At 65.9% G+C, this 23,507-nt stretch carries 23 protein-coding genes and 2 tRNA genes; 21 read left to right on the forward strand and 4 right to left on the reverse strand.

The window, feature by feature from the left end; genetic code table 11:
• The first annotated feature begins 1 nt into the window (after position 1).
• From AC1C2M_RS03770 to AC1C2M_RS03830, 13 genes are all read left to right on the forward strand, one after another.
• Positions 2–742, forward strand: a complete 741-nt coding sequence (locus AC1C2M_RS03770; RefSeq protein ID WP_495435317.1) for a 16S rRNA (uracil(1498)-N(3))-methyltransferase — start codon at positions 2–4, stop codon at positions 740–742.
• A 47-nt stretch (positions 743–789) separates the two neighbouring features.
• Positions 790–1,140 (forward strand): histidine triad nucleotide-binding protein, encoded by a 351-nt coding sequence (locus AC1C2M_RS03775; protein WP_483404307.1) that lies wholly within the window; start codon positions 790–792, stop codon positions 1,138–1,140.
• Positions 1,141–1,264: 124 nt separating this feature from the next.
• A complete protein-coding gene (locus tag AC1C2M_RS03780) occupies positions 1,265–2,281 on the forward strand; it encodes a PhoH family protein (RefSeq protein ID WP_483404964.1) in 1,017 nt (338 codons plus the stop codon).
• A complete protein-coding gene (gene ybeY, locus AC1C2M_RS03785) occupies positions 2,278–2,739 on the forward strand; it encodes an rRNA maturation RNase YbeY (RefSeq protein ID WP_483404306.1) in 462 nt (153 codons plus the stop codon). Before AC1C2M_RS03780 ends, ybeY begins: the two co-directional genes overlap by 4 nt.
• 3 nt (positions 2,740–2,742) lie before the next feature.
• Positions 2,743–4,041 (forward strand): hemolysin family protein, encoded by a 1,299-nt coding sequence (locus AC1C2M_RS03790; protein ID WP_483404305.1) that lies wholly within the window; start codon positions 2,743–2,745, stop codon positions 4,039–4,041.
• Between the two features lie 2 nt (positions 4,042–4,043).
• On the forward strand, positions 4,044–5,051 hold the full coding sequence (gene era, locus AC1C2M_RS03795; protein WP_495435318.1) for a GTPase Era: 1,008 nt from the start codon (positions 4,044–4,046) through the stop codon (positions 5,049–5,051).
• Positions 5,052–5,136: 85 nt separating this feature from the next.
• Positions 5,137–6,339, forward strand: a complete 1,203-nt coding sequence (locus AC1C2M_RS03800) for a sensor histidine kinase (RefSeq protein WP_495435319.1) — start codon at positions 5,137–5,139, stop codon at positions 6,337–6,339.
• Positions 6,336–7,025: a response regulator gene (locus AC1C2M_RS03805; protein ID WP_483404302.1), complete on the forward strand. Its 690-nt coding sequence runs from the start codon at positions 6,336–6,338 to the stop codon at positions 7,023–7,025. Before AC1C2M_RS03800 ends, AC1C2M_RS03805 begins: the two co-directional genes overlap by 4 nt.
• A gap of 255 nt (positions 7,026–7,280) precedes the next feature.
• Entirely contained in the window at positions 7,281–9,041 is a 1,761-nt protein-coding gene (gene leuA, locus AC1C2M_RS03810; protein ID WP_483404301.1) for a 2-isopropylmalate synthase, read from the forward strand.
• A 212-nt stretch (positions 9,042–9,253) separates the two neighbouring features.
• The gene (gene recO, locus AC1C2M_RS03815) at positions 9,254–9,988 is read left to right on the forward strand and encodes a DNA repair protein RecO (protein WP_483404300.1); all 735 of its coding nucleotides are present in this window, start codon (positions 9,254–9,256) and stop codon (positions 9,986–9,988) included.
• Between the two features lie 2 nt (positions 9,989–9,990).
• Complete coding sequence (locus AC1C2M_RS03820; RefSeq protein WP_495435320.1) at positions 9,991–10,791, forward strand: isoprenyl transferase; 801 nt, start codon at positions 9,991–9,993, stop codon at positions 10,789–10,791.
• A gap of 798 nt (positions 10,792–11,589) precedes the next feature.
• Complete coding sequence (locus tag AC1C2M_RS03825; protein ID WP_495435321.1) at positions 11,590–12,279, forward strand: DsbA family oxidoreductase; 690 nt, start codon at positions 11,590–11,592, stop codon at positions 12,277–12,279.
• Positions 12,276–12,416 carry a hypothetical protein gene (locus AC1C2M_RS03830; protein WP_483404297.1) on the forward strand — a complete coding sequence of 47 codons (141 nt, stop codon included), beginning with the start codon at positions 12,276–12,278 and terminating at the stop codon, positions 12,414–12,416. The genes AC1C2M_RS03825 and AC1C2M_RS03830 overlap by 4 nt, the downstream gene beginning before the upstream one ends.
• Positions 12,417–12,443: 27 nt before the next feature.
• Here the strand turns inward: AC1C2M_RS03830 and AC1C2M_RS03835 are convergent, their stop codons facing one another.
• Positions 12,444–12,929 carry an aminoacyl-tRNA deacylase gene (locus tag AC1C2M_RS03835; RefSeq protein ID WP_495435322.1) on the reverse strand — a complete coding sequence of 162 codons (486 nt, stop codon included), beginning with the start codon at positions 12,927–12,929 and terminating at the stop codon, positions 12,444–12,446.
• Positions 12,930–12,962: 33 nt separating this feature from the next.
• Here AC1C2M_RS03835 and dusB point away from each other — a divergent pair, with 33 nt between their 5' ends.
• The 5 genes from dusB (at position 12,963) to AC1C2M_RS03860 (ending at position 18,310) form a co-directional block, all read left to right on the forward strand.
• Positions 12,963–14,123 (forward strand): tRNA dihydrouridine synthase DusB, encoded by a 1,161-nt coding sequence (dusB, locus tag AC1C2M_RS03840; protein WP_495435323.1) that lies wholly within the window; start codon positions 12,963–12,965, stop codon positions 14,121–14,123.
• Positions 14,113–15,381 (forward strand): deoxyguanosinetriphosphate triphosphohydrolase, encoded by a 1,269-nt coding sequence (locus AC1C2M_RS03845; protein ID WP_495435324.1) that lies wholly within the window; start codon positions 14,113–14,115, stop codon positions 15,379–15,381. The genes dusB and AC1C2M_RS03845 overlap by 11 nt, the downstream gene beginning before the upstream one ends.
• A gap of 52 nt (positions 15,382–15,433) precedes the next feature.
• The gene (dnaG, locus tag AC1C2M_RS03850; RefSeq protein WP_483404293.1) at positions 15,434–17,293 is read left to right on the forward strand and encodes a DNA primase; all 1,860 of its coding nucleotides are present in this window, start codon (positions 15,434–15,436) and stop codon (positions 17,291–17,293) included.
• A gap of 39 nt (positions 17,294–17,332) precedes the next feature.
• A complete protein-coding gene (locus AC1C2M_RS03855; protein ID WP_495435325.1) occupies positions 17,333–18,181 on the forward strand; it encodes an ATP-binding cassette domain-containing protein in 849 nt (282 codons plus the stop codon).
• 56 nt (positions 18,182–18,237) lie between these two features.
• Positions 18,238–18,310 (forward strand) — tRNA-Asn (locus AC1C2M_RS03860).
• A 195-nt stretch (positions 18,311–18,505) separates the two neighbouring features.
• Here the strand turns inward: AC1C2M_RS03860 and def are convergent.
• Positions 18,506–19,072, reverse strand: a complete 567-nt coding sequence (gene def / locus AC1C2M_RS03865) for a peptide deformylase (protein WP_495434077.1) — start codon at positions 19,070–19,072, stop codon at positions 18,506–18,508.
• Between the two features lie 45 nt (positions 19,073–19,117).
• On the opposite strand from def, the gene AC1C2M_RS03870 reads away from it, so the two are divergent.
• The gene (locus AC1C2M_RS03870; protein WP_483404963.1) at positions 19,118–20,041 is read left to right on the forward strand and encodes a DMT family transporter; all 924 of its coding nucleotides are present in this window, start codon (positions 19,118–19,120) and stop codon (positions 20,039–20,041) included.
• A gap of 3 nt (positions 20,042–20,044) precedes the next feature.
• On the opposite strand, the gene AC1C2M_RS03875 is transcribed toward AC1C2M_RS03870, so the two are convergent.
• Positions 20,045–21,346, reverse strand: coding sequence for an RNA polymerase sigma factor (locus AC1C2M_RS03875; protein WP_495435326.1), 1,302 nt, complete (start codon positions 21,344–21,346; stop codon positions 20,045–20,047).
• Complete coding sequence (locus tag AC1C2M_RS03880) at positions 21,328–21,705, reverse strand: YciI family protein (RefSeq protein ID WP_495435327.1); 378 nt, start codon at positions 21,703–21,705, stop codon at positions 21,328–21,330. The genes AC1C2M_RS03875 and AC1C2M_RS03880 overlap by 19 nt, the downstream gene beginning before the upstream one ends.
• Before the next feature lie 252 nt (positions 21,706–21,957).
• Here AC1C2M_RS03880 and AC1C2M_RS03885 point away from each other — a divergent pair, with 252 nt between their 5' ends.
• Positions 21,958–23,220, forward strand: a complete 1,263-nt coding sequence (locus AC1C2M_RS03885; RefSeq protein ID WP_495435328.1) for a glycosyltransferase — start codon at positions 21,958–21,960, stop codon at positions 23,218–23,220.
• 9 nt (positions 23,221–23,229) lie between these two features.
• Positions 23,230–23,303, forward strand: a tRNA-Ile gene (locus AC1C2M_RS03890).
• The last annotated feature ends 204 nt before the right edge of the window (positions 23,304–23,507 follow it).

A 23,507-nucleotide genomic window follows, 5' to 3' on the forward strand; every position in this document is an offset into this window, starting at 1 on the left:
CGTGGCCAACCTTTACCTGAACGAGGCGCTCTCTGAATCGCGGGCCGGAGAGCTCATCGAGCTCTCCGGTCCCGAGGCGAAGCACGTGACGACGGTGAGTCGGGCGAAGGTCGGCGACGACCTTCTCGTCGGCAACGGCAGGGGGCTGCTCGCCTGGGGTGTCATCGAGACCATCGAGGCCGGCCGGGTGGGCGTTCGTGTCTCCTCCGTTCGGGAGGACGCGCCGGTGGCCCCTGGCCTGGTTCTCGTGCAGGCACTCGCCAAGGGTGACCGCGACGAACTGGCGATCCAGGCGGCAACAGAGCTGGGCGTCTCGCGGATCATCCCGTGGGCCGCGGCACGCAGTGTCTCCCGGTGGGAAGGGCAGAAGAAAGAGAAGGGCAGGGCGCGCTGGGAAACCATCGTCCGCGAAGCGTCGAAGCAGAGCATCCGTTCGTTCGTCCCGTCCGTTGACGAGATCGTCAGCACGGCGGCACTGGCCTCGGTGGCGGCTGAGCACCGCGTCCTCCTGCTCGAGCCGACCGCAACAGACAAGCTCTCCGACTTCGACCCTGCGTCCGACGGATCCGGTGGGGACATTGTTCTCGTCGTCGGGCCCGAGGGCGGAATCAGCAAGGAAGAACTCGCCGCTCTGACCACTGCGGGAGCCCGGGCGGTGCGGCTCGGAGACACAGTTCTGCGAACGTCGTCCGCCGGCCCGGCGGCACTCGCCGTCCTCAACGTTGCTCTCGGCCGCTGGTGACCTGTCAAGCCGGTCCACAACCGGCTCCCGGTTCGTAGGATAGAACCATGTCCGATACTGAGCGAAGCATTTTCAGCCGCATCATCGCGCGCGAGATCCCGGCAACGATCGTCGCGGAGACCGATTCCCTGATCGCCATCGAGGACATCGCACCGCAGGCACCCGTCCACCTGCTCGTCGTTCCGAAGACGGAGAGTTACCGGAACGTGGCAGAGCTCGCCGCGGGCGACCCCGGCCTGATGGCCGAGATGGTGGCTCTCGCCCAGCAACTCGCGAACGAGCGCGCTGGCGGAGAATTCCGCCTCGTCTTCAACACCGGTCCTTCGGCCGGTCAAACAGTTTTTCATGTTCACGCACACGTCCTCGCGGGGACTCTTGGAGAGGGAACACTTGCCTGATTCTGACGACCTTTCCGGCTCGAGCGAGCCGGTGACGCCCAACCGGGCGGCCCAGGACCGCGACGCAGCGGCGCCGTCGGCATCCGAATCGTCCGAAGCAAGCCTCCACGTCGACGGCGTCGCCATGGTCAGGCTCCTCGGTGCACAGGATCGTTTGCTCACCACGATCGAGACCCAGTACCCCGGTGTATCGCTGCACGTCCGCGGCAACGAGATCAACCTGTCCGGCGACCCCCAGCAGGTGCAGGCAGCGCGAACACTGATCCAGGAGCTCATCGAGCTGGTGAAGCAGGGCCAGGACCTCGACCCGCTCGAGGTGCGCTCGTCCGCCCGGATTCTCGACGACGCGTCTGGCCGTCCCTCTGAGCTGCTCGGCCAGGCGATACTGACCTCGCGCGGCAAGACGATCAGGCCCAAGACCCTGGGGCAAAAGGAGTACGTCGACGCCGTCGACGAGAACACCATTGTGTTCGGGATCGGCCCAGCCGGAACCGGAAAGACCTACCTCGCCATGGCGAAGGCCGTGCAGGCCCTTCAGCGCAAGGAAGTCGAACGCATCATCCTCACCCGGCCGGCCGTCGAGGCGGGGGAGCGGCTCGGCTTCCTCCCAGGGACCCTCACCGACAAGATCGATCCGTACCTGCGCCCGCTGTACGACGCGCTCAACGAGATGATGGACCCGGAACTGGTCCCCAAGCTCCTGGCCGCCGGCACCGTCGAGGTGGCGCCGCTGGCCTACATGCGCGGCCGCACGCTGAACAACGCGTTCATCGTCCTCGATGAGGCCCAGAACACCACGCCGGAGCAGATGAAGATGTTCCTTACGCGGTTGGGCTTCGGCTCCAAGATGATCGTCACCGGCGACATCACCCAGGTCGACCTCCCGGTCGGTGCCTCCGGGCTCCGCCTGGTCACCCGGGTGCTCGACGGCATCGACGACATCCACTTCGCGCGCCTCACCAGCGATGACGTCGTCCGGCACACACTGGTCGGCCGGATCGTCGACGCCTACAGCGAGTACGACCAGGTGAAGCAGGCCGAACGCTTCGAGCGTGGCCAGGCTCAGGAATTTGCCAACCGGGCCGACCGCAGGGGATCAACACCCCGCGACCGTGCCAAGAGAAGAGGAACCAGCTCGTGAGTATCGAGATCAACAACGAATCAGCGATTCCCGTCGATGAGTCGGTGATTCTCCGGTTGGCTGACTATGCCCTCGGTGTCATGCACGTCTCGAGCGAGGCCGACCTCAACATCGTGCTCGTCGACGAAGCGGCCATGGAGCAGTTGCACGTGCAGTGGATGGACGAACCGGGTCCAACCGACGTGCTCAGCTTTCCCATGGACGAGCTGCGGCCTGGGACAGAGGATGCGCCTACTCCGCCCGGACTGTTGGGCGACATCGTGTTGTGCCCGCAGGTCGCAGAGGCGCAGGCTGAGACGGCCGGGCACTCGACAATGCAGGAGTTGCTGCTGCTCACGACGCACGGCATCCTGCACCTGCTCGGATTCGATCACGCCGAACCGGACGAGGAGCGGGAGATGTTCGGCATCCAGCGTGACATCCTGCTTGGCTTCAGCATTGAGGAGCGCCGTTCCTAGGCCATGACACTTTTCTGGTTCATAGCCGTCGCGATAGTCCTCGTCGCATTCGGCGGACTGATGGCATCCGTCGATGCCGCGATCGGCGTCAAGTCACGCGCGGACATCGCCGAACTCGCCTCCCACTCACGACACTCGGCGGCACTGCAGGGCATCGCGGATGACCCGAACGCGCACCTCAACGCCGTCAACTTCATCCGTATCCTCGCCGAAACGACCGCGGCGGTACTCGTCACACTGGCCTTCGCGTTCAGCCTCGAGGAGCAGTGGCTCGTCCTGCTCCTGTCCGCGCTCATCATGACTGCCGTCTCGTTCGTGCTCGTCGGGGCCAGCCCGCGGAGCTACGGCCGCACGCACGCCGACGCCATCCTGCGACTCGCCGGCCCGCTCGTGCGCTTCATCCGGGTGCTTCTCGGCCCGCTCGCCGACGCCCTGGTCGCGCTCGGTAACCGCGTCACCCCCGGCGTCGCTCGAAACGCGTCATTCTCGAGCGAAGAGCAGCTCCTGAGCATGGTCGACGAGGCCACCGAACTCGACGTGCTGGAGGAGGACGACCGCGAACTCATCCACAGCATCTTCGAGTTCAACGAGACGGTAGTGCGCGAGGTGATGATCCCCCGCACGGACATGGTCACCGTCGACGCGTCGGTGACCGTGCAGCAGGCGATGAGCCTCTTCCTGCGCACCGGGGTATCGCGGGTGCCCGTCACCGACGGCGAGGTCGACGACGTCGTCGGGGTCCTGTACCTCAAGGATGTCGTCCGGCTGGTTCACGAGGGTGACGCCAAAGCCAACAGCGTCACGGTACGGAGCCTCGCCCGCGAGGCGCTCTTCGTGCCAGAGTCGAAGAAGGCCGACTCGCTGCTCCAGCAGATGCAACTCGAGTCGAACCACCTCGCCATGGTCGTCGACGAGTACGGCGGGATCGCCGGCCTGGTGACCCTCGAGGACCTGCTCGAAGAACTCGTCGGCGACATCTCCGACGAGTACGACGCGGACAGCCGCGATGTCGAGGACCTCGGCGACGGCAGGTATCGCGTCAACGCCAGGCTTCCCGTCGACGAACTCGGTGAACTGTTCGACCTCGAACTCGACGACGACGAGGTGGACTCGGTCGGCGGGTTGCTCGCGAAACTGCTCGGCCGCTTGCCGGTCGCCGGCTCCGCGGTCGAGACCGACGGACTCGTGCTCACCGCCGAGCGCACAGAAGGGCGCCGCAAGGGCGTCAGCACGATCCTCGTGGAGCGAACAGAAGCTCTCAAGGACGTGCAGGAATCTTTCGAACAATCAGAGGAGAAGTAGTCATGACCCATGACGATCAGCAGAATGACCAGCCCGATGCAGAGCAGGAGCAGAAGCAGGAGTTGGAGCAGGAGCAGGAGCAGCCGGAGCACGTCCAGCCGGAACGGGAGATCCTTCCCGACAACGGATACCGCGCGGGCTTCGTCTCGTTCGTCGGCAGGCCCAACGTCGGCAAGTCGACACTGACCAACGCACTCGTCGGGCAGAAAGTCGCGATCACCAGCTCGAAGCCGCAGACAACGAGAAAAGCGATCCGTGGCATCCTGCACGACGAATCCGGCCAGCTCATCATCGTCGATACCCCCGGCATCCACCGCCCGCGAACTCTTCTCGGGCAGCGCCTCAACGACCTCGTGCAGTCGACGCTCAGCGACGTCGATGTGATCGCCCTGTGCGTCCCCGCCAACGAGAAGATCGGCCCAGGCGACAAGTTCATCAATGAGCAGCTCGACCAGTACCCCCGGGCAAAGAAGGTGGCCATCGTCACCAAGATCGACGCCGCGCCGCGACCCACAACCGCGGAGCAGCTTGCCGCGGTACAGGAGCTGCGCGACTGGGACCTGATCATTCCTGTGTCAGCGACAAGCAGCATCCAGCTCGACATTCTGGTCCGGGAGCTGATCGCGCTCATGCCGACATCGGAGGCTCTCTATCCCGAGGATGCCGTCACCGACGAGAGCATCGAAGACCGCATCTCTGAGTACATCCGAGAGGCCTCCCTCGAGGGCGTCCACGATGAGCTGCCGCACTCGATCGCCGTCACCATCGACGACATGATCGACCGTGAGGACAAGGACATCCTCGACATTTACGCCAACATCTTCGTCGAGCGTGACAGCCAGAAGGCCATCATCATCGGCAAGGGCGGCTCCAGGCTGCGCGATGTCGGCCAGCAGGCCCGCATCCCGATCGAGAAGCTCGTCGGCAAGCAGGTGTTCCTGTCGCTGCGCGTCAAGGTCGCGAAGGACTGGCAGCGGGACCCCAAGCTCCTCGGACGCCTCGGGTTCTAGCAATTCGTACATCGGGAGGATGATCTTCACCTCCCGATGTACCGGATAGCCACGTCACGGCTCCGACGGGAACTAGCGTGGAGATATGTTCCGTCGTCTCTCGCCGCCGCAAATCACCGTCGACATCGTTGTCGCGGCACTGTTCGGACTCGTCGTTGCGTCGGTAGAACTGCCGTTCAGCGACGGCATGGCGCCCGTGATCGTCGCACTCGGCATGACTGCATCGCTCGCGCTTCGACGCCTGTCGCCCGGCCTCGCGCTTGCCGTTGCCTGGCTCGCGGTTGTCGTTCAGCTCACCGGCGCCATGCAGCCCGTTCCCTCGAACCTGGCGATCCTCGCCGTGCTGTACGCGACAGGGTGCTACGGAGGCACCTGGGTCCGGTGGGCCGGGCTCGCCTCGGCGATCGTCGGCGGAGTGGTCGCGGCAACATACACGTCGCTTATCTTTTTCTCCACGGGATACGACCTGACGCAGATGGCGGATTTTCCCGGGGTCGTCATCGCCTCGGTCTTCGGCTCCATCGCCGCCATTTTCGTCTTCACGCTGGCGTGGACGATCGGCCTGCTCGTGCGCACGTCGCAGGCGGCGAAGGCGGAGAGTGTGCGCCGTCGACAGGCGCAGGAGGAGCAGCGGCTGGCGGAGCAGAACGTCGTCGTTGAGCAGGAGCGCAACCGGATTGCCCGTGACATGCACGACGTCGTCGCGCATTCCCTCGCGGTCGTCATCGCGCAGGCAGATGGGGCGCGGTACGCGCAGAAGGGTGACCCGGAGGCCATGGACTCGACGCTGGAAACGATCGCCGAGACGGCACGGGGCGCGCTCGGGGACGTGAGGTTGCTGCTGGCAGAGTTGAGGCACCGGCAGGGCGATGGCCCCCAGCCACTGCTCACCGACCTCGACGCTCTGTTTGAACAGATGAGGGGCGCGGGCCTCGACGTGCGTGTGAATATCTCGGGTGCCCAGCCTCCGCTACCGACCGGCCACCAGATCGCGATCTACCGGATCCTTCAGGAAGCGCTCACGAACGCGCTGAGACACGGCAACCGAAGCGAACCGGTGCGTGTCGACCTGCATTGGCAGAGCACGGGAGTTGCCGTCCGCGTGGACAACCTCATCGCCCCGGTTCCCTCGTCGCCGGACGGTGTCGGGCACGGACTACCGGGAATGCACGAGCGCGCCGCCCTCGTCGGCGGCTGGTTTACCGCTGAACGCACCGAGGACTCCCGGTTCGTCGTCTCGGCCTATGTCCCCGTCCCCAACCTCGCTCAGATGGGAGCAATCCGATGACCGGTGAGACCATTCGTGTCGCCCTCGTTGACGACCAGGAGCTCTTCCGTGCCGGCATCCGCATGCTGGTCAGCTCGCAAGCCGACTTCGAGTTCGTCGGCGAGGCCGGCGACGGGAGAGCGGCCCTCGCGCTCGCGCGGGAGACCCAGCCCGATGTCATCCTGATGGACGTCAGGATGCCGGTGATGGATGGCATCCAGTCCACCATCGCGATCCTCGAACAAGCGGATGCCGCCGGCACGGTGCCGCCCCGCATCATCGTTCTCACAACGTTCGATCTCGACGAGGGCGCTGCGCACGCCCTGCGCAACGGCGCCAGCGGATTCCTGCTCAAGGACACCCATCCCGGTTTTCTCCTCGCCGCCATCCGCACCGTGCACGCCGGAAATGCGGTGATCGCGCCCGGTGCGACCCAGGCGCTGTTCAGCCACTTCGGTGGGGGTTCGCCGACCCGTCCCGTACCCGACCAGTTCGAAAGCCTCACGGCTAGGGAGAAGGGCATCTTCGCTCTCGCGGCGCGAGGAATGAGCAACTCCGAGATCGCCGCGGGCGAGTTCCTCAGCGAAGCGACGGTGAAGACCCACATCTCGAGGGTGCTCGGCAAGCTCGCTCTGCGTGACCGGGTCCAGCTCGTCATCTTCGCCTACGAGCACGGACTCATCACCCCGGAATCGCCTGTGCCCTGACCGCGGCAGCCGGGGACTGGCATCTCGCTCGGGTCCGCCCCACGCGCGGAGTGCAGAACCGAGCAGATTTTCGTGTGAGGCACCATTCGGGGATCAAAATGCCCAGAAGCGATGCGGGGGCGACGCCCGTGGTGTTAGCCTGTTTCTGTGTTGTTCGGTGCCTTCCTTCTTAGCTGCCGCGGCGAGGCTTAGCTCATAGCCCTCTCGTCGCGGAGTTCATCGTTGGCTGAACATCACACGCGAGGAGAAGAGATTATGCAAAACAACCAGACCCCGTCGGGTATGCCGATCCACAAGTACAGCCAGTACCAGGACACCTTCGACGTCAGCCTTCCCGACCGCACCTGGCCCGACAAGCGCGTCACTGCAGCACCGCGTTGGTGTGCTGTCGACCTTCGAGACGGAAACCAGGCTCTCATCGATCCGATGAGTCCCGAACGTAAGCGCATCATGTTCGACCTGCTGGTCAAGATGGGCTACAAGGAGATCGAGGTCGGTTTCCCGAGCGCGAGCCAGACGGACTTCGACTTCGTTCGCAGTCTCATCGACGAGAACGCGATCCCGGACGACGTCACCATCCAGGTCCTGACTCAGGCGCGCGACCACCTGATCGAGCGTACCTACGAGTCGATCGCCGGCGCCAAGCAGGCGATCGTGCACCTCTACAACTCGACGAGTGTGTTGCAGCGCGAGGTCGTTTTCCGCACGGACAAGCAGGGCATCATCGATATCGCCCTCGCTGGCGCGCGCAAGTGCCGCGAGATGGAGAAGTCGATCCCGGAGACTACCGTCTACTACGAGTACTCGCCCGAGAGCTACACCGGAACCGAGCTCGAGTACGCCGTCGATGTCTGCAACCAGGTGCTCGAGGTGTTCCAGCCGACGCCCGACCGCAAGGTGATCATCAACCTCCCGTCGACCGTCGAGATGGCGAGTCCGAACGTCTACGCCGACTCGATCGAGTGGATGGGCCGCCACCTCAACCACCGCGAGAACGTCCTGATCTCGCTCCACCCGCACAACGACCGCGGCACAGCCGTTGCCGCCGCGGAGCTCGGCTACCTCGCCGGCGCTGACCGCATCGAGGGCTGCCTCTTCGGCAACGGCGAGCGCACCGGAAACGTCGACCTTGTCGCCCTCGGGATCAACCTGTTCACGCAGGGCATCGATCCCCAGATCGACTTCAGCGACATCGACGAGGTCAAGCGCACCGCCGAGTACTGCAACCAGCTCCCGGTGCACGAGCGCAGCCCGTGGGCGGGCGACCTGGTCTTCACCGCTTTCAGCGGGTCGCACCAGGATGCCATCAAGAAGGGCTTCGAGGCGATGGCTGCCGACGCGGCCGCGCAGGGCAAGGATGTCAACGAGCTCAAGTGGGCTGTGCCGTACCTCCCGGTCGATCCCAAGGATCTCGGTCGCAACTATGAGGCGGTCATCCGGGTGAACTCGCAGTCGGGCAAGGGCGGAGTGGCCTACCTGCTCAAGACGGACCACGCGCTCGACCTGCCGCGCAAGCTGCAGATCGAGTTCTCCGGTGTCGTCCAGGCGAAGACCGACGAAGAGGGTGGCGAGTTCACGAGCGACGCGATCTGGGGAGTCTTCCAGGACGAGTACCTGCCGAGCGACACCGAGGCCGAGAAGTGGGGCCGGTTCGAGCTGCAGTCGACTCGCACGTCGAGCCGCATGGCGGGGTCCGTCGAGCTCACCATCGACCTGCGCGACCGCGACACGGTCTCCGAGGCAACCGCGACGGGCAATGGGCCGATCGCTGCGTTCCTCACCGTGATGCGGGACCGTGGAATCGATGTGACGCTCTACGACTACGTCGAGCACGCACTGAGCGCGTCGGGAGACGCACTCGCCGCGGCTTACGTCGACCTGCAGGTCGGCGACCGCCGGCTCTGGGGCGTCGGTATCGATGCTGACATTTCGACGGCGTCGCTCAAGGCCGTCGTGTCAGCGGTCAACCGCGCCATCCGCACCTCGACTCCCGACCGCGAGCTCGCCGGGGTCTGACCCGGGGGCGGTCTTTAGGCCGACTCTCTGGGTTCGGCCAGCTTCGGCGGGTTCTGCCCGCCACTGCCAGCAAGGCCCCGCACCGCCGTGAGGCGCCTGCGGGGCCTTTCTCTGTCCGCTCTGCCTGCGACGGTTCGCGGGCAGCGTGATAATTGCGGATGCCACGCCCCGCGATCTGACCGAGTGCCCAGCGGGACGCGAGATACTGGACTGTGCCCGTTTACCGTGAAGAAGGAGTCGTGCTTCGCACCCACAAGCTGGGCGAAGCCGATCGGATCGTCACGCTCCTCACCCGCGGTCGCGGCAAGGTTCGCGCGGTAGCGAAGGGTGTTCGACGCACCGGCTCCAAGTTCGGCGCTCGGCTCGAGCCGTTCATGGTCGCGGACCTGCAGCTCTACGAGGGCAGAACGCTCGACGTCATCAACCAGGCCGAGACCCTCGCCTCCTACGGTGCACTGATCGCCGCCGACTACTCGAGCTACACCGCAGCGACGGTGATGGTCGAAACGGCGGACAAGCTCACCGAGTCAGAGGGCTCCCTCCAGCAGTACCTCCTGCTCGTTGGCGCGCTGCGCGCCCTGTCGCGCCACGACCACGATGCCACGCTCATCCTCGACTCGTATCTCCTCCGTTCGTTGTCGCTCGCGGGCTGGGCACCGAGCTTCTTCGACTGCGCCAGGTGCCAGGCGCCTGGACCCCACCGCCACATGGTGGTGCAACTCGGCGGCGTCGTGTGTGACAACTGCAGCCCGCCCGGCAGCCCGAGACTCGACGAAGACACCATCACCCTCCTGGCCGCACTGCTCACCGGCGACTGGGACGCGGCAGACGCCTCGGGCGACCAGCTCCGGTCGCGCGCGAGCGGTGTTGTCGCCGCGTATACGCAGTGGCACCTCGAGCGCGGTCTGAAATCCCTTGTCCACGTGTCACGAGAGCGAGCACAGTAACTTTGCCCAAGCCATTCACGCACAGGGATGCCGTTCCGTTCCGTCCCCTCGACTGGACGGGTATCTACCCGCCACAGGTTCCGGCTGCGGCAGTCCCGAAGCACGTCGCGATCGTCATGGACGGCAATGGGCGCTGGGCCAACCGCAAGGGGCTGCCCCGCGTCGAGGGCCACCGGGCGGGGGAGGCGGCGCTGCTCGACGTCGTCGCCGGCGCCATCCAGATGGGCGTGAAGCACCTCTCCGTGTATGCCTTCTCCACCGAGAACTGGCGCAGGTCACCCGACGAGGTCCGGTTCCTCATGGGCTTCAACCGCGATGTGCTGCACCGCCGCCGTGACCAGCTCAACGAGTGGGGGGTTCGTGTTCGCTGGGCGGGGCGCAAGCCGAGGCTGTGGGCATCCGTGATCAACGAACTTCAATACGCCGAGAAGCTCACGCAGGACAACGACGTGCTGACGTTGACGATGTGCGTCAACTACGGCGGCAGGACTGAGATCACGGATGCCATGCGCCAGCTGGCAGAGCAGGTCGCTGCGGGCACCCTCAAGCCGTCCGGCATCACCGAGAAGTCGATCCAGCGCCAGCTGTACGTGCCGGATCTCCCCGACGTCGACCTGTTCGTGCGCAGCTCGGGGGAGCAGCGCACGAGCAACTTCATGCTGTGGCAGTCGGCGTATGCCGAGATGGTGTTCCTCGACACGCTCTGGCCGGACTTCACCCGCGAGGACCTGTGGGAAGCGGTTGGGCTGTATGTGGACCGCGACCGGCGCTTCGGCGGGGCCGTCGACAAGCCCGGAACCTGACGGGCCTGCGCGCGCCGCTTCGGTGGTCGCAAATGCACGTAACACCCCGCGGAACCGTGCATTCGCGACAGTTGAGTGGCAGAAGGGCGGGGGCCCGCCGCTTCAGCTGTCACAAACGCACGTTATGACCGACGGAAACGTGCATTCGTGACAGTTGAGTGGTGCCGCAGCAGGGGTGACGTGCTTTTGGACGGTTGAGTGGCGCCGCGGCGGATGCCCGCTCTGGGCCGTCCGCGACGGCATCCGCCGGTCGTTCGCGTCGCCCGCCGCATGCACCGCGGCTTCAGCTGTCGCAAATGCACGTAAAGGCGCCGCGTGACGTGCACTCGTGACATTTGAGTGGCAGAGGGTGCGGGGCCCGCGGCTTCAACTGTCGCAATCGCACGTTATGACCGACGGAAGCGAGCATTCGTGACAGTTGAGTGGTGCCGGAGCAGGGGTGACGTGCTTTTGGACGGTTGAGTGGTGCCGTGACGGATGCCCGCGCTGGGCCGTCCGCGACGGCATCCGCCGGTCGGTCGCGTCGCCCGCCGCATGGGCCGCGGCCTCAACTGTCGCAAATGCACGTTACGACCCGCGGAACCGTGCACTCGTGACAGCTGAGTGGCAGAAGGGCGGGCCCCGCGGCTTCAGCTGTCGCAAATGCGGGTTACAGCCCACGAAAACGTGCATTCGCGACAGTTGAGTGGCTGTGGAGGATGGGTAACGTGCATTCGCGACGGATGACGGCGACGGCATCCGTTAATCGAGCCATACGCCGGCGGGAATACAACCGCGAGCACCCCGGTTGGCGTGAGTGTGAGTGAATCAATCAAGATCGACATCTGGTCAGACATCGCGTGCCCCTGGTGCTACATCGGCAAGCGCAAGTTCGAGACGGGAGCCGCCGCGTTCGCCGAACAGGCTGGCGCCAACGCACCCGCGGTGACCGTCGAATATCACAGCTTCGAACTCGCGCCGGATACCCCCGTCGATTTCGACGGCGATGAGGTTGAATTCCTCTCGACCCACAAGGGCATGCCTGCCGAGCAGGTTCGCGGCCTGCTCGACAACGTCAGTGGCATCGCCAAGGCGACGGGCCTCGACTACAACTACGACATCCTCAAGCACACCAACACGGTCAAGGCCCACCAGCTGCTGCACTACGCGAAGGCGCACGGCAAGCAGCTCGAGGCCAAGGAGCGTCTGCTCAAGGCGTACTTCACCGAGGGCAGGCACGTCGGCCGGATCGAAGATCTCGCCGACCTCGCCGCGGAGATCGGGCTGGACCGCGACGATGTGGTTCGATCGCTCTCCGCCGACGAGTACCTCGGCGACGTGCGGGCCGACCAGGCCCAGGGCCACGAGTACGGCATCCAGGGCGTGCCGTTCTTCGTCATCGACGGCAAGTACGGCATCTCGGGAGCCCAGGAGGCTGCGGCCTTCGCCCAGATCCTCGACCAGGTCTGGATGGAACGACAGATGGAAGATGAAGGAGCGACAGCATGAGTGAGAACAGCACACGGCCACGCCTGACCCTGCTTGGTGACACGGATGCCGTCAGCTGCGAGGGCGACGCCTGCGTGATTCCGTCCCTCGCCGAGGTCACCTCGGCTGTGGAGAAGGCGTTTCGCTCGGGTCTCTAACCACCGCGAGCGGTCGCGCCCGTCGGCTCACTCCGGATCGGTGATGTCTGCCACCACGGCGTCGAACGCCCGCGCGAGCGCGTCCGCGTCCACGAACGCGCTCAGCCCCGGCGCTCCGGCGCCGAGAGCGACGCGAGTGCCGGCGACGGACTCGTCGAGATACACGGGCCACGGGGTCGTGCTGCCGAGCGGTGTGATCGTGCCGCGGGCGTATCCCGTCGCGTCGAATGCCGTGTCCGCCGATGGCAGCGACAGCTTGTTCACGCCGACGAGGGCGCGCAGCTTGGGCCACGAGATCTTCCGCCCGCCCGGCACCAGAGCGAACAGGAAATCACCGTCGTGGCGCTTCACGACGAGCGTCTTGACGATGCCACGAGGTTCGATGCCCAGGAGCGCCGCCGCCTCCTCAAGGCTCGATGCGTCGGGGCGCGGGACGATCTCAACCTCGAGGTCACGACCGACGGCATCCGCCCTCACTCGATCCGATCCTGACGGCAACTGCTCGACGGTCATGTATTCGCCAGCTTTCTGGGAGAATTGAAGGACATGTCTGTTTCCCCAACGATAAGCCACACCCCGGCACTGTCGATCGGCTCTCTCGAGCTCGACGTGCCGGTCGTTCTCGCGCCCATGGCCGGGATCACCAACACCGCGTTCCGCCGGCTCTGCCGCGAGTTCGGCGCCGGGTTGTACGTCAGCGAGATGATCACCTCCCGCGCGCTCGTCGAGCGCAATAAGGAGACCATGCGGCTGATCAACCACCACGAGTCGGAGACGACGCGCAGCATCCAGCTTTACGGCGTCGACCCGAAGACCGTCTCGGAGGCCGTCACGATCCTCGTCGCCGAAGACCGCGCCGACCACATCGACCTCAACTTCGGCTGCCCGGTGCCCAAGGTCACCCGCAAGGGCGGCGGAAGCGCGCTGCCGTGGAAGCAGGACCTGTTCCGTGACATCGTCGAGGGCGCCGTGAAGGCGGCCGGCGACATCCCGCTCACGGTGAAGATGCGGAAGGGCATCGACGCCGACCACCTCACCTACCTCGAGGCGGGCAAAGCCGCCGAGGGCGCCGGAGTGGCAAGCATCGCCCTCCACGCCCGCACGGCGAGCGAGTTCTACTCCGGTCACGCTGACTGGTCTGCGATTACCAAGCTCAAGGAGACGGTGACGAGCGTCCCCGTCCTCGGCAACGGCGACATCTGGTCGGGCGAAGACGCCCTGCGGATGATGGCAGAGACCGGCTGCGATGGCGTCGTCGTCGGTCGCGGCTGCCTCGGCAGGCCCTGGCTCTTCGGCGACCTCGCCGCGGCGTTCAGCGGCAGCGACCAGCGGTTCACGCCCAGCCTCGGCCAGGTGGCGTCCACTTTCCGTCGCCACGCCGAGCTGCTCGCCGAATTCTTTGAGAGTGAAGAACGCGGATGCCGCGACATCCGTAAGCACGTCGCCTGGTACTTCAAGGGGTACCCGGTTGGCGGCGACCTCCGTGCCCGCCTCGCCACTGTCGAGTCGCTCGAGCAACTCGACGAACTGCTCGCGACGCTCGACTGGACACTGCCGTACCCGGGTGCCGACGCCGAGGGCCAGCGCGGTCGCGCCGGCTCACCGAAGCGCACGGTGCTGCCCGACGGCTGGCTCAACTCGCGGACGCTGGACAGCGTCGGACGTGGCACGCTGACCGAGACCGAGAGCGACACCAGTGGCGGATAGCGCGCCGACGCCGGGTCAGTACTCGGAACACGACACCGAACGGGCGCTGCCCGAAGAGCACTCCTCGAGGCGCAGCGACTTCGCCCGCGACCGCGCGCGCCTGCTGCACTCGAGCGGACTCCGGCGCCTCGCCGCGAAGACCCAGGTGCTGAGCCCGGCGGCCGGACTCGACTTCGCCCGCAACCGACTCACCCACTCGCTCGAGGTGGCCCAGGTCGGCCGCGAACTCGCCACCAGCCTCGGTCTCGAACCCGACGTCGTGGACACCGCCTGCCTCGCCCACGACCTCGGCCACCCGCCGTTCGGCCACAACGGTGAACGTGCGCTCAACATCTGGGCCGAAGACATCGGCGGCTTCGAGGGCAACGCCCAGACCCTGCGGATACTCACCAGGCTCGAACCGAAGGTCTTCGGACCCGACGGGCACTCCTACGGGCTGAACCTCACCCGGGCGAGCCTCGACGCGAGCTGCAAGTACCCGTGGCCCGCCGCCCAGGCGGTTATCGATCCGGGCGGACGCGCGAAGTACGGTTTCTTCGACGACGACAGCGACGCCTTCGTCTGGCTGCGCCAGGGTGCGCCGCCGCGCCAGCGCTGCATTGAGAGCGAAGTGATGGACCTCTCCGACGACATCGCCTACTCGGTGCACGACTTCGAAGACGCCATTGTGAACGAGTACATCGACCCGGCGTTTCTCAGCGCGAGGGCCGGACACGACTCGCTCATCGCCGCTGTGCAGGAGTGGGCGGGCGCCGACTTCACCCTCGACGACATGGCTCAGGCCTTCGATCGCCTGGCTGCCCACCCGCTCTGGGTGTCGAGCTGGGACGGGTCGCGGCGCGACCTCGGCAAGCTCAAGAACTTCACGAGCCAGATGATCGGCCACTTCGCGCAGTCGGCGACCAAGGCAACCCGCGAGGCGTACCCGCAGGAGAGCGTCATCCGGTTCAGCGCGTCCGTCGTCGTCCCGCACGACGTGCAGGCCGAGATCGCCGTGCTCAAGGGCGTCGTCGCGGCGTTCGTGATGTCGAGCGACTCGCGCCAGCCGATCTACCGCAAGCAGCGCGGCCTGCTCACCGACCTCGCCGACCAGCTCTATGCGGCTGGACCCGAATCGCTCGACCGCGGGTTCGCCGATGACTGGGCCGCGGCATCCGACGATGCTGCCCGCAAGAGGGTCATCGTCGACCAGGTGGCGAGCCTCACCGACCAGTCCGCCCTCGCGTGGCACGAACGACTCACCGTTGGCAGGCACTGAACCGTGCCTGTTGAGGAGCGTTTCGGCCAGGCCCGATCGGTAGGATAGACGGATGGCCGGCCGTATTCGTTCAAGCGACATCGAAGAGGTCAAGTCGCGCACGAACATCGCCGATATCGTCGGTGATCACGTCAGCCTCAAGTCAGCCGGCGTCGGCTCGCTCAAGGGCCTCTGCCCGTTCCACGATGAGCGCAGCCCCAGCTTCCACGTGCGCCCGCAGCTCGGTTTCTACCACTGCTTCGGCTGTGGTGAGTCCGGCGACGCCATCTCGTTCCTGCAGAAGATGGACCACGTCAGCTTCGCGGATGCCGTCGAGCGGCTGGCACAGCGGGTCGGCTTCACCCTCACCTACGAAGATGGCGACGGCGCACCGAGCGACTCCACCAACCGGGCACGGCTGCTCGCCGCAAACGCGGCGGCGGAGGCGTTCTTCCAGGAGCAGCTCACGACGCCAGGAGCAGATCCCGGCCGCCGGTTCCTCGGCGAACGCGGCTTCGACCACATCGCCGCAGCGCGGTTCGGCGTCGGTTTCGCGCCGAAGAGCTGGGACGCCCTGACCAAACACCTTCGTTCCAAGGGTTTCAGCGTCGAGGAGATCACGACGGCCGGGCTCGTCTCCCAGGGCGACCGCGGCGTGTACGACAGGTTCCGTGGTCGGCTGATCTGGCCCATTCGCGATGTCACCGGCCAGACCGTCGGCTTCGGTGCGCGCAAGCTGCTCGACGACGACAAAGGACCCAAGTACCTCAACACGCCTGAGACACCCGTCTACCACAAGGCCCAGGTGCTCTACGGGCTCGATCTCGCCAAGCGTGACGTGTCCCGCAGCCACCGCGTCGTGGTCGTCGAGGGATACACCGACGTCATGGCGTGCCACCTCGCGGGAATCACCACTGCCGTCGCGACCTGTGGCACCTCGTTCGGCGTCGACCACATCAAGACGCTCCGGCGCGTGATGGGCGACGACACAGCGAACGGCGAAGTGATCTTCACCTTCGACCCGGATGCCGCCGGCCAGAAGGCCGCAATGCGCGCGTTCGCCGAAGAGCGCCGCTTCTCTGCCCAGACCTATGTCGCTGTCGCACCCGACGGGCTCGACCCGTGCGACCTGCGGCTCAACCGCGGCGACGACGCGGTGCGGAGGCTCGTCGACAATAAAGAGCCGATGTTCGAGTTCGTGATTCGGCAGACCCTCGCGAGCTTCGACCTCGAAACCGTTGAGGGCAGGGTCGGCGCGCTGCGGGCATCCGCCCCTGTCATCGCCGACATCCGCGACCCGTCACTTCGGCCCGGGTACACCCGTGTGCTGGCCCGGCACCTCGGCGTCGACCTGCCCGAGGTGCAGGCCGCCGTCTCCCGCGCATCGCGCGGCGCCCTCGGCACGTCACAGGACAACGGATCGCGCCAGGCCGGAGCCGACGGAGTCGTCGCCGAACGCCCCGCGTCGATCCGCGATCTGCCCCGCGACCCGGCCACACGACTTGAGCGGGATGCGCTGATGGCGATCCTGCAGCATCCGGCCCTCGCCGGGCGCGAGCTCGTCCAGCGGGCAATGCTCACAACCTTTGTGAACCCGACGCTCGCAATCGTCCGGGATGCGATTGCGGCGAGCATGGATGCCTTCGGCACGGATGCCTGGTTCACCCGCGTCACCGAGATGGCGCCGACCCCGATGACGGGCATCGTGCAGCAGCTTGCCGTCGCACCGATTCCGGAGCGATCGGAGCGCGACCTGACCGCGTACGTTCGTGAAATCACCGTCGCCCTCATCGACCGGGAACTGCTCAGGCAGTCCCACGAACTGCTCGGACGACTGCAGCGCGTCGACCCGAAGGAGCGCGAAGGCTACCGCGCCCTCCAGGCGCAACTGATGGCCATCGAGGGCGAACGACGGAGCCTCCGCGAGGGCTAGCGGGTTCGCGATCCACACGCCTTAAGGCAGGATGTAACCATGAGTTCCCCGGCAAACACAGGCGATGCGGCAGTCATCGTCGACGATCTGACCGTCGACTATCCGGCGCACCGGGCAAGCGTGGCGCACCGCGCGGTCGACGGAGTCAGCCTCACTGTTGCCAATGATGAGGTCATCGGAATCATCGGCGAATCGGGGTCGGGCAAGTCGACACTCGCCCGGGTGCTCGCCGGTGACCTGACCAGTGCGCGCGGAACCGATCCGGCCCCGGTGATCTCCGGGGGAGAGGCACGCGTCCTCGGTCACGCGCTTCGCGGCATCCGTCGCAGGGAGCTGGCTCGGCTGACCTTCAACGTCGCGTACCTGCCCCAGGATGCCGCCGCGCGGCTTGCGCCGGAGCTGACCGTCGCCGAGCTCGTCGGAGCGCCGATCCTGGCTCGCGACCGCCGGTACGACGCCAAGGCGGTGGGCCTCCGGGTCGCCACGATGCTCGACCAGGTGCAGTTGCCCCTCGCTGTGCTCGACAAGTACCCGTTCGAGCTCTCCAGCGGCCAGCGGCAGCGGGTCGCGATAGCGAGGTCGCTCGTGCTCGCCCCACGCGTGTTGATCGCCGACGAGCCGACCGCCGGCATTGATGTGACGGTACGCGGTTCGATCAGCGAACTCATTGAACGGCTCCGGGTTGAGGGAAGCTTTTCCGCGATCCTCGTCAGCCACGATCTCGCCCTGCTCAGGCACACCACACGGCGGGTCGCTGCGTTGCACGCGGGTCGAATCGTTGGTCTCGCGCCCATCGATGAGCTGTTGGGCGAAGGCGCGCACCCGTTCCTGGCGGGCTTCGCCGAGGCAACCGGGCAGCGCGACGGCGACAAGACTCGCCCGAGGTGACCGTCTCGATTTTGTGTTTCGCAAAGCTTTGGTAAAGTAGCTACGCAACGCAATGATCCTCGATAGCTCAATTGGCAGAGCAATCGGCTGTTAACCGGTAGGTTCTTGGTTCGAGTCCAAGTCGAGGAGCGAAAAGGCCACAAGGGCTCCACCCCTGTGGCCTTTTTTCTTGCCCGGATGCCGGATCGCGGATGCCGGATGCCGGATGCGGGATCCCGGATGGCGGTCGACCGGCTGTCGTATCGGTCGCGATCCTCGTCGGGGCACAAAAAAGGCGCCGTCCGCAGAGTTCCTGCGAGCGGCGCCTTTGTCGGAAGTGCTGGTTCAGGCGTCGAGGTCGTCCACGCCCGGCATCCAGCTCACGCCGGGTACGCCCCAGCCCATCTTTTTCGTGATCTTCGCCACGATCTTGCGGTCGTGACGGCCGAGGCGGTCGACATACAGGTATCCGTCGAGATGGTCGTACTCGTGCTGGAGGATCCTCGCGTGCCAGCCGCTGACCCTCAACTCAACCGGGTTCTGCTCGAGGTCGACTCCGGTGAGGATCGCTTCCTCGCCGCGCCGGAGGGGGAATCTCTCGCCGGGGAACGACAGGCATCCCTCTGACTCTTCGTCCTCGTCGGGCTCTCCCGCAGGAGGGGGAGTGATCCACAACTCGGGATTGATCACGACACCACGCCAGGGCCCGACCTCGTCGGTGTCGTAGCCGTACACGAACAGACGCAGGGGAACACCGACCTGCGGCGCCGCGAGTCCGACGCCGGGAGCGGCATCCATCGTCTCGAACATGTCGCTGACGAGCTGCCGAAGTGAGTCATCGAAAACCGTCACGGGTTCGGCGGGGGAGTGCAGGGCGGGGTCACCGGTGATACGGATGGGGAGAATGGCCATTCGTTGAGCCTAACCAAGAGCCGCCCGTTGTAGGCTCACAACGTGATGTTTGCGAACAACGACTTCAGCGACCTGACGAGCGAGTTTGTTCGCAACCCGAGCCAGCTCATCGGCATCCCGCTCGCCATCGTCGGCGCAGTCTTCATGTCGCTCGGCGCGCAGTTCCAGCACCGCGGTGTGACCAAGGTCGAATCGTCGAGCGGTGTCGATGCGACTACCGGACTCAACTTCAGCCAGCTGAAGCTTCTGCTCACCCGACCGTCATGGGTTCTCGGCACACTCATGCTCGGGTTCGCCATTGCGTTCCAGCTCAGCGCTCTTGCCTTTTCGCCGCTGATTCTCGTTCAGCCGCTCGGCGCCATCGCCCTCGTGATCACCGCGATTCTCAACGCGCGCATTTACAAAATGAGCCTCAACCGCCCGAGTGTGATTGCGATCTCCGCCTGTGTGGCCGGCGTCGCTCTGTTTGTGACGATCGCGGCGCTCGTCGGCGGTGAGAAGCCGGTGTCCAACGTCGATCTCATCACGATCCTCATCATGCTCGGTGTGGTGCTCATCCTCCTGACGCTCGGGTTCCTGTTCTTCCGCAAGCGCGCCAAGGCGCTGTTCTACATCCTCGCCGCGGGAATCATCTACGGTTTCGTCGCGACGCTCGCGAAAGTCGTCATCAACCGCATAGTTCACGAGAACTTCGACTGGCTGACCGTCCTGTGTGTCGTCGGCCTTCTCGTTGCCGCTGGCCTCGGCGCGTACTTCGTGCAGACCGCGTACTCTTCTGGGCCGCCTGACCTCGTCATCGCCGGGCTCACCGTCGTCGACCCAATGGTCGCAGTCGCGATCGGCATCGTCGTCCTCGACGAGGCAAGCGGCGCGCCGCTCTGGGCCGTTATCGGGTTTGCCGTCGCCGGTGCAATCGCGGTCTGGGGAGTGTTCCAGCTGGCCAGGCACCACCCGCAGGTGCAGGCGTAGATTTCAGTCACCGGATGCCTCATCGGCGCGGACCGCATCGGCGCGGACCGCATCGGCGCGGACCGCATCGGCGCGGACCGCATCAGCGCGGTCGCGAAGCCACGCACGGGTGGGTGCGTCCGTCGTGAGTGAGATCGCCCTCTCGTAGGCGGCGATCGCTTCCGAACCCCGACCGGCCTGGGCGAGAAGGTGGGCCCGAACGGCCCACGCGGGCTGGAACCGCGAAACGCCAGCCTCCGCGATCGCGTCGAGAGCGTCGAGGCCCGCCGTCGGTCCGTCATCCTGGCCGATGACCGCGGCGAGTGCGACCCGGGCTCCGAGCGTTGGCGCGACGGTCACGAGGGCTTCGGAGAGGGTGCGAAGTGCGCGCAGGTCGGTCGTGCCCGTGCTGGCCCTCGCGCAGTGCACCGACTGGATCGCCACTTCAATCTGGAAGCGCCCGGGTGCGCCGAGCCTGTGCGCCCGCGACAGGTATGCCTCACCACGGGCGATTGCGGCGGCATCCCACACCGCGGTGTCCTGCTCGTCAAGCGGCACCAGGGTCCCGTCCGGGAGGGTCCGCGCTCCCGTGCGCGAGATGCTCAACCAGAGCAGGGCTGCGAGGCCGAGCGCCTCCGGTTCGTCCGGGAGGAGCTCGGCGAGGATCTCCGCGAGGTTCACCGCCTCGGTCGAGAGCGAACCCCTGATGGTGGTTCCCGAGACGACCTGCCAGTCGATCGCGTAGGCACCGTAAATGGCCTCGAGCACCGCGGGAAGCCGCCCGGCCATCTCCGAGCGATCGGGTACACGAAACGGGATCCCGGCATCCCGGATGCGACGTTTGGCACGAACGAGGCGCTGAGCCATTGTGTGGCGCGGGGTGGCGTATGCGCCCGCAACACGCTCGGCGTCGAGGCCGAGAACCGTCTGAAGCATGAGCGGTGTGCGGATGGCGCGGTCGATGGCCGGATGCGCACAGGTAAAGAGGAGCGCCAGTCGTTTGTCCGGGATCGCGTCGAGGTCAACGTCGTCCGAACTGTCCTCGGCAGTGTCGGCGTTCTCAAGCGGGACAGACCTCCGCTGGGCGGCTGAGTGAAAGTGGTCCCGCAGCCTGTTGCGTGCCACCTGGAAGATCCAGCCCTCGGGGTTCCTCGGCACCCCGGTATCCGGCCAGTTGAGTAGCGCCCTCTCCAGTGCGTCGGCGAGCGCGTCTTCCGCGGCGAAGATGTCCCCGCTTCGTGCCGCGAGGAGTGCGAGCAGTCGCCCGTGGGAATCCCGGGCGACCTGCTCGGCCACCTCCGCGACCATCAGGCCGCGTTCTGCCACTGCCCCTCCGCGAAGTACAGGGCGGTGGGTCGGACCTCGATCACACCGTACTGGGCGGCCGGGCACTTTTCGGCCCAGGCGATGGCGGCATCCAGGTCGGCGACATCGATGACGAAAACGCCGTTGAGCTTTTCGCGCGTATCCGCAAACGGTCCGTCCTGCACCTGCAGCGCACCGTTGCGGAGGGTGACAGTCGTGGAGGACGCGACCGGCTGGAGGATGTCGACGCCGATGAGCGCGCCGGCATCCGAGAGGGACTTTGCGTATGCGTCGAATGCGGCCATTGCCGGTTCCATGTCCGCCTCGGTGATGCCGACGTCGGCCGGCTCAGGGTTGTTCAGGAGAAGTGCGTATCGCATGGTCTTACCTTTCTGCTGGGTGGTCAGGCTAACGCCGCAGCTGGCGCGCCGCTACAGAGATGACGATCCAGCGGGGCGCCAATCGACAGGAATACACTCCCGGTGTCGGCGGCATGCCCAGCGGCACGCCAGCCTTGTCCGGCAACACGCGCTGGGTGCCCGATAGTATGAGAGCGATTGATCCCCGGCGGCCCCCGCCAGAGGATGTGGTCGGGGTGATCATCTCCGGCCGATGACGGAGGAATCCCCACAGTGCCAGAATCAGTTCACTCGACAAACGCCGGGTCAACCGACCAGCCCCACGAGGATAGCCGTCCGCTCCGAATCATCATCGGCGCGGACACCTTTGCTCCCGACGTCAACGGCGCTGCCCGGTTCTCTGAGCGCCTCGCCGCCGGCATGGTTGCGCGCGGACACGAGGTCCACGTGGTTGCTCCAGCCGCGTCCAGGAAGCACGGCACGTGGACGGAGACCCACGAGGGTCAGCAGATGGTCGTCCACCGGGTCAAGAGCTGGCGTTGGTATCCGCACGACTGGCTGCGGTTCGCCCTCCCGTGGCGTCTGAACAAAGACGCCGCACAGATCATCGACGCCGTTAAGCCCGATGTCATTCACTCTCAGTCCTACGCCCTCGTCGGGCGCGGGTTGTCGAACCAGGGCGCCAAGCGTGGCATCCGGATCATCGCCACCAACCACCTGATGCCCGAGAACGCTCTCGAGTTCACGTTGTTGCCTCATCGCTTCCGTGAGTCGCTCGTGCGCTGGGCCTGGAAGCTGGCCCGCGGCAACCTCCTCCTGGCTGAAGAGGTCACAACGCCAACGCGCCGGGCGGCGGACTTCCTGGAGAAGTACACCGGCCTGACCGGGGTTCACGCGATCTCCTGTGGAATCGACGCGCAGATGTACACGCCGAGCTTCGAGCCACGGACCGAGAACCGCATTGTGTTCGTCGGCCGGGTCACCGGCGAGAAGCAGATCGACGTCCTGATCAAAGCGTTCGCGACCCTCGACCCCGCACTCGATGCGAAACTCGAGATCGTCGGCGGGGGAGACCAGAAGCGCAACCTCGAGACGCTGACAACATCGCTGGGGCTCGATGACCGGGTCATCTTCACCGGTTATGTGAGTGACGAAGAACTGCGCGAAACCTACACCCGCGCAACGTTGCTCGCGATGCCGTCGATTGCGGAACTGCAGAGCATCGTGACGATGGAGGCCATGGCATCCGCGCTTCCGGTTGTCGCGGCGAATGCGATGGCGCTGCCGCACCTCGTGCACAACGATGTCAACGGCTACCTGTTCGAACCGGGTAACGTTTCGGAGCTCGCTGCGCGGTTGACGGATGTCCTCACCGCGTCACCCGAGAAGATGACATCGATGAAGCGCGAATCGTTGCGCATGATCAAGGCGCACGACATCCAGCGCACGCTCTCGACGTTCGAGAGCATGTATCGTGGACAGTCGGTGACCGACCCGGTCACCGAGGCGATTCCCATCCAGGTGTCAGACAACTAGACACCATCAGGGGCGGTAGCTCAGCTGGTTAGAGCAGCGGACTCATAATCCGTCGGTCACGGGTTCAAGTCCCGTCCGCCCTACTATCACGCGCTGATCGGCGATCTACCTCGCTGATCGTTGTCCTCGGGGCGCACCCGCGACGCAACCTCCGGTCCAGGCTCTCGGCGAGGTCGAAACGATCCCTGCCGGAATCTGTCGTCGCGAACACGACCGGATTCTAACTCCGACCGACGCGACAGAGGGGGTCCTGTTGGTGCCCGGGCTCGGGAGGGTCTGGTTGCCGG

Source organism: Mycetocola sp. Y444 (assembly GCF_059445295.1).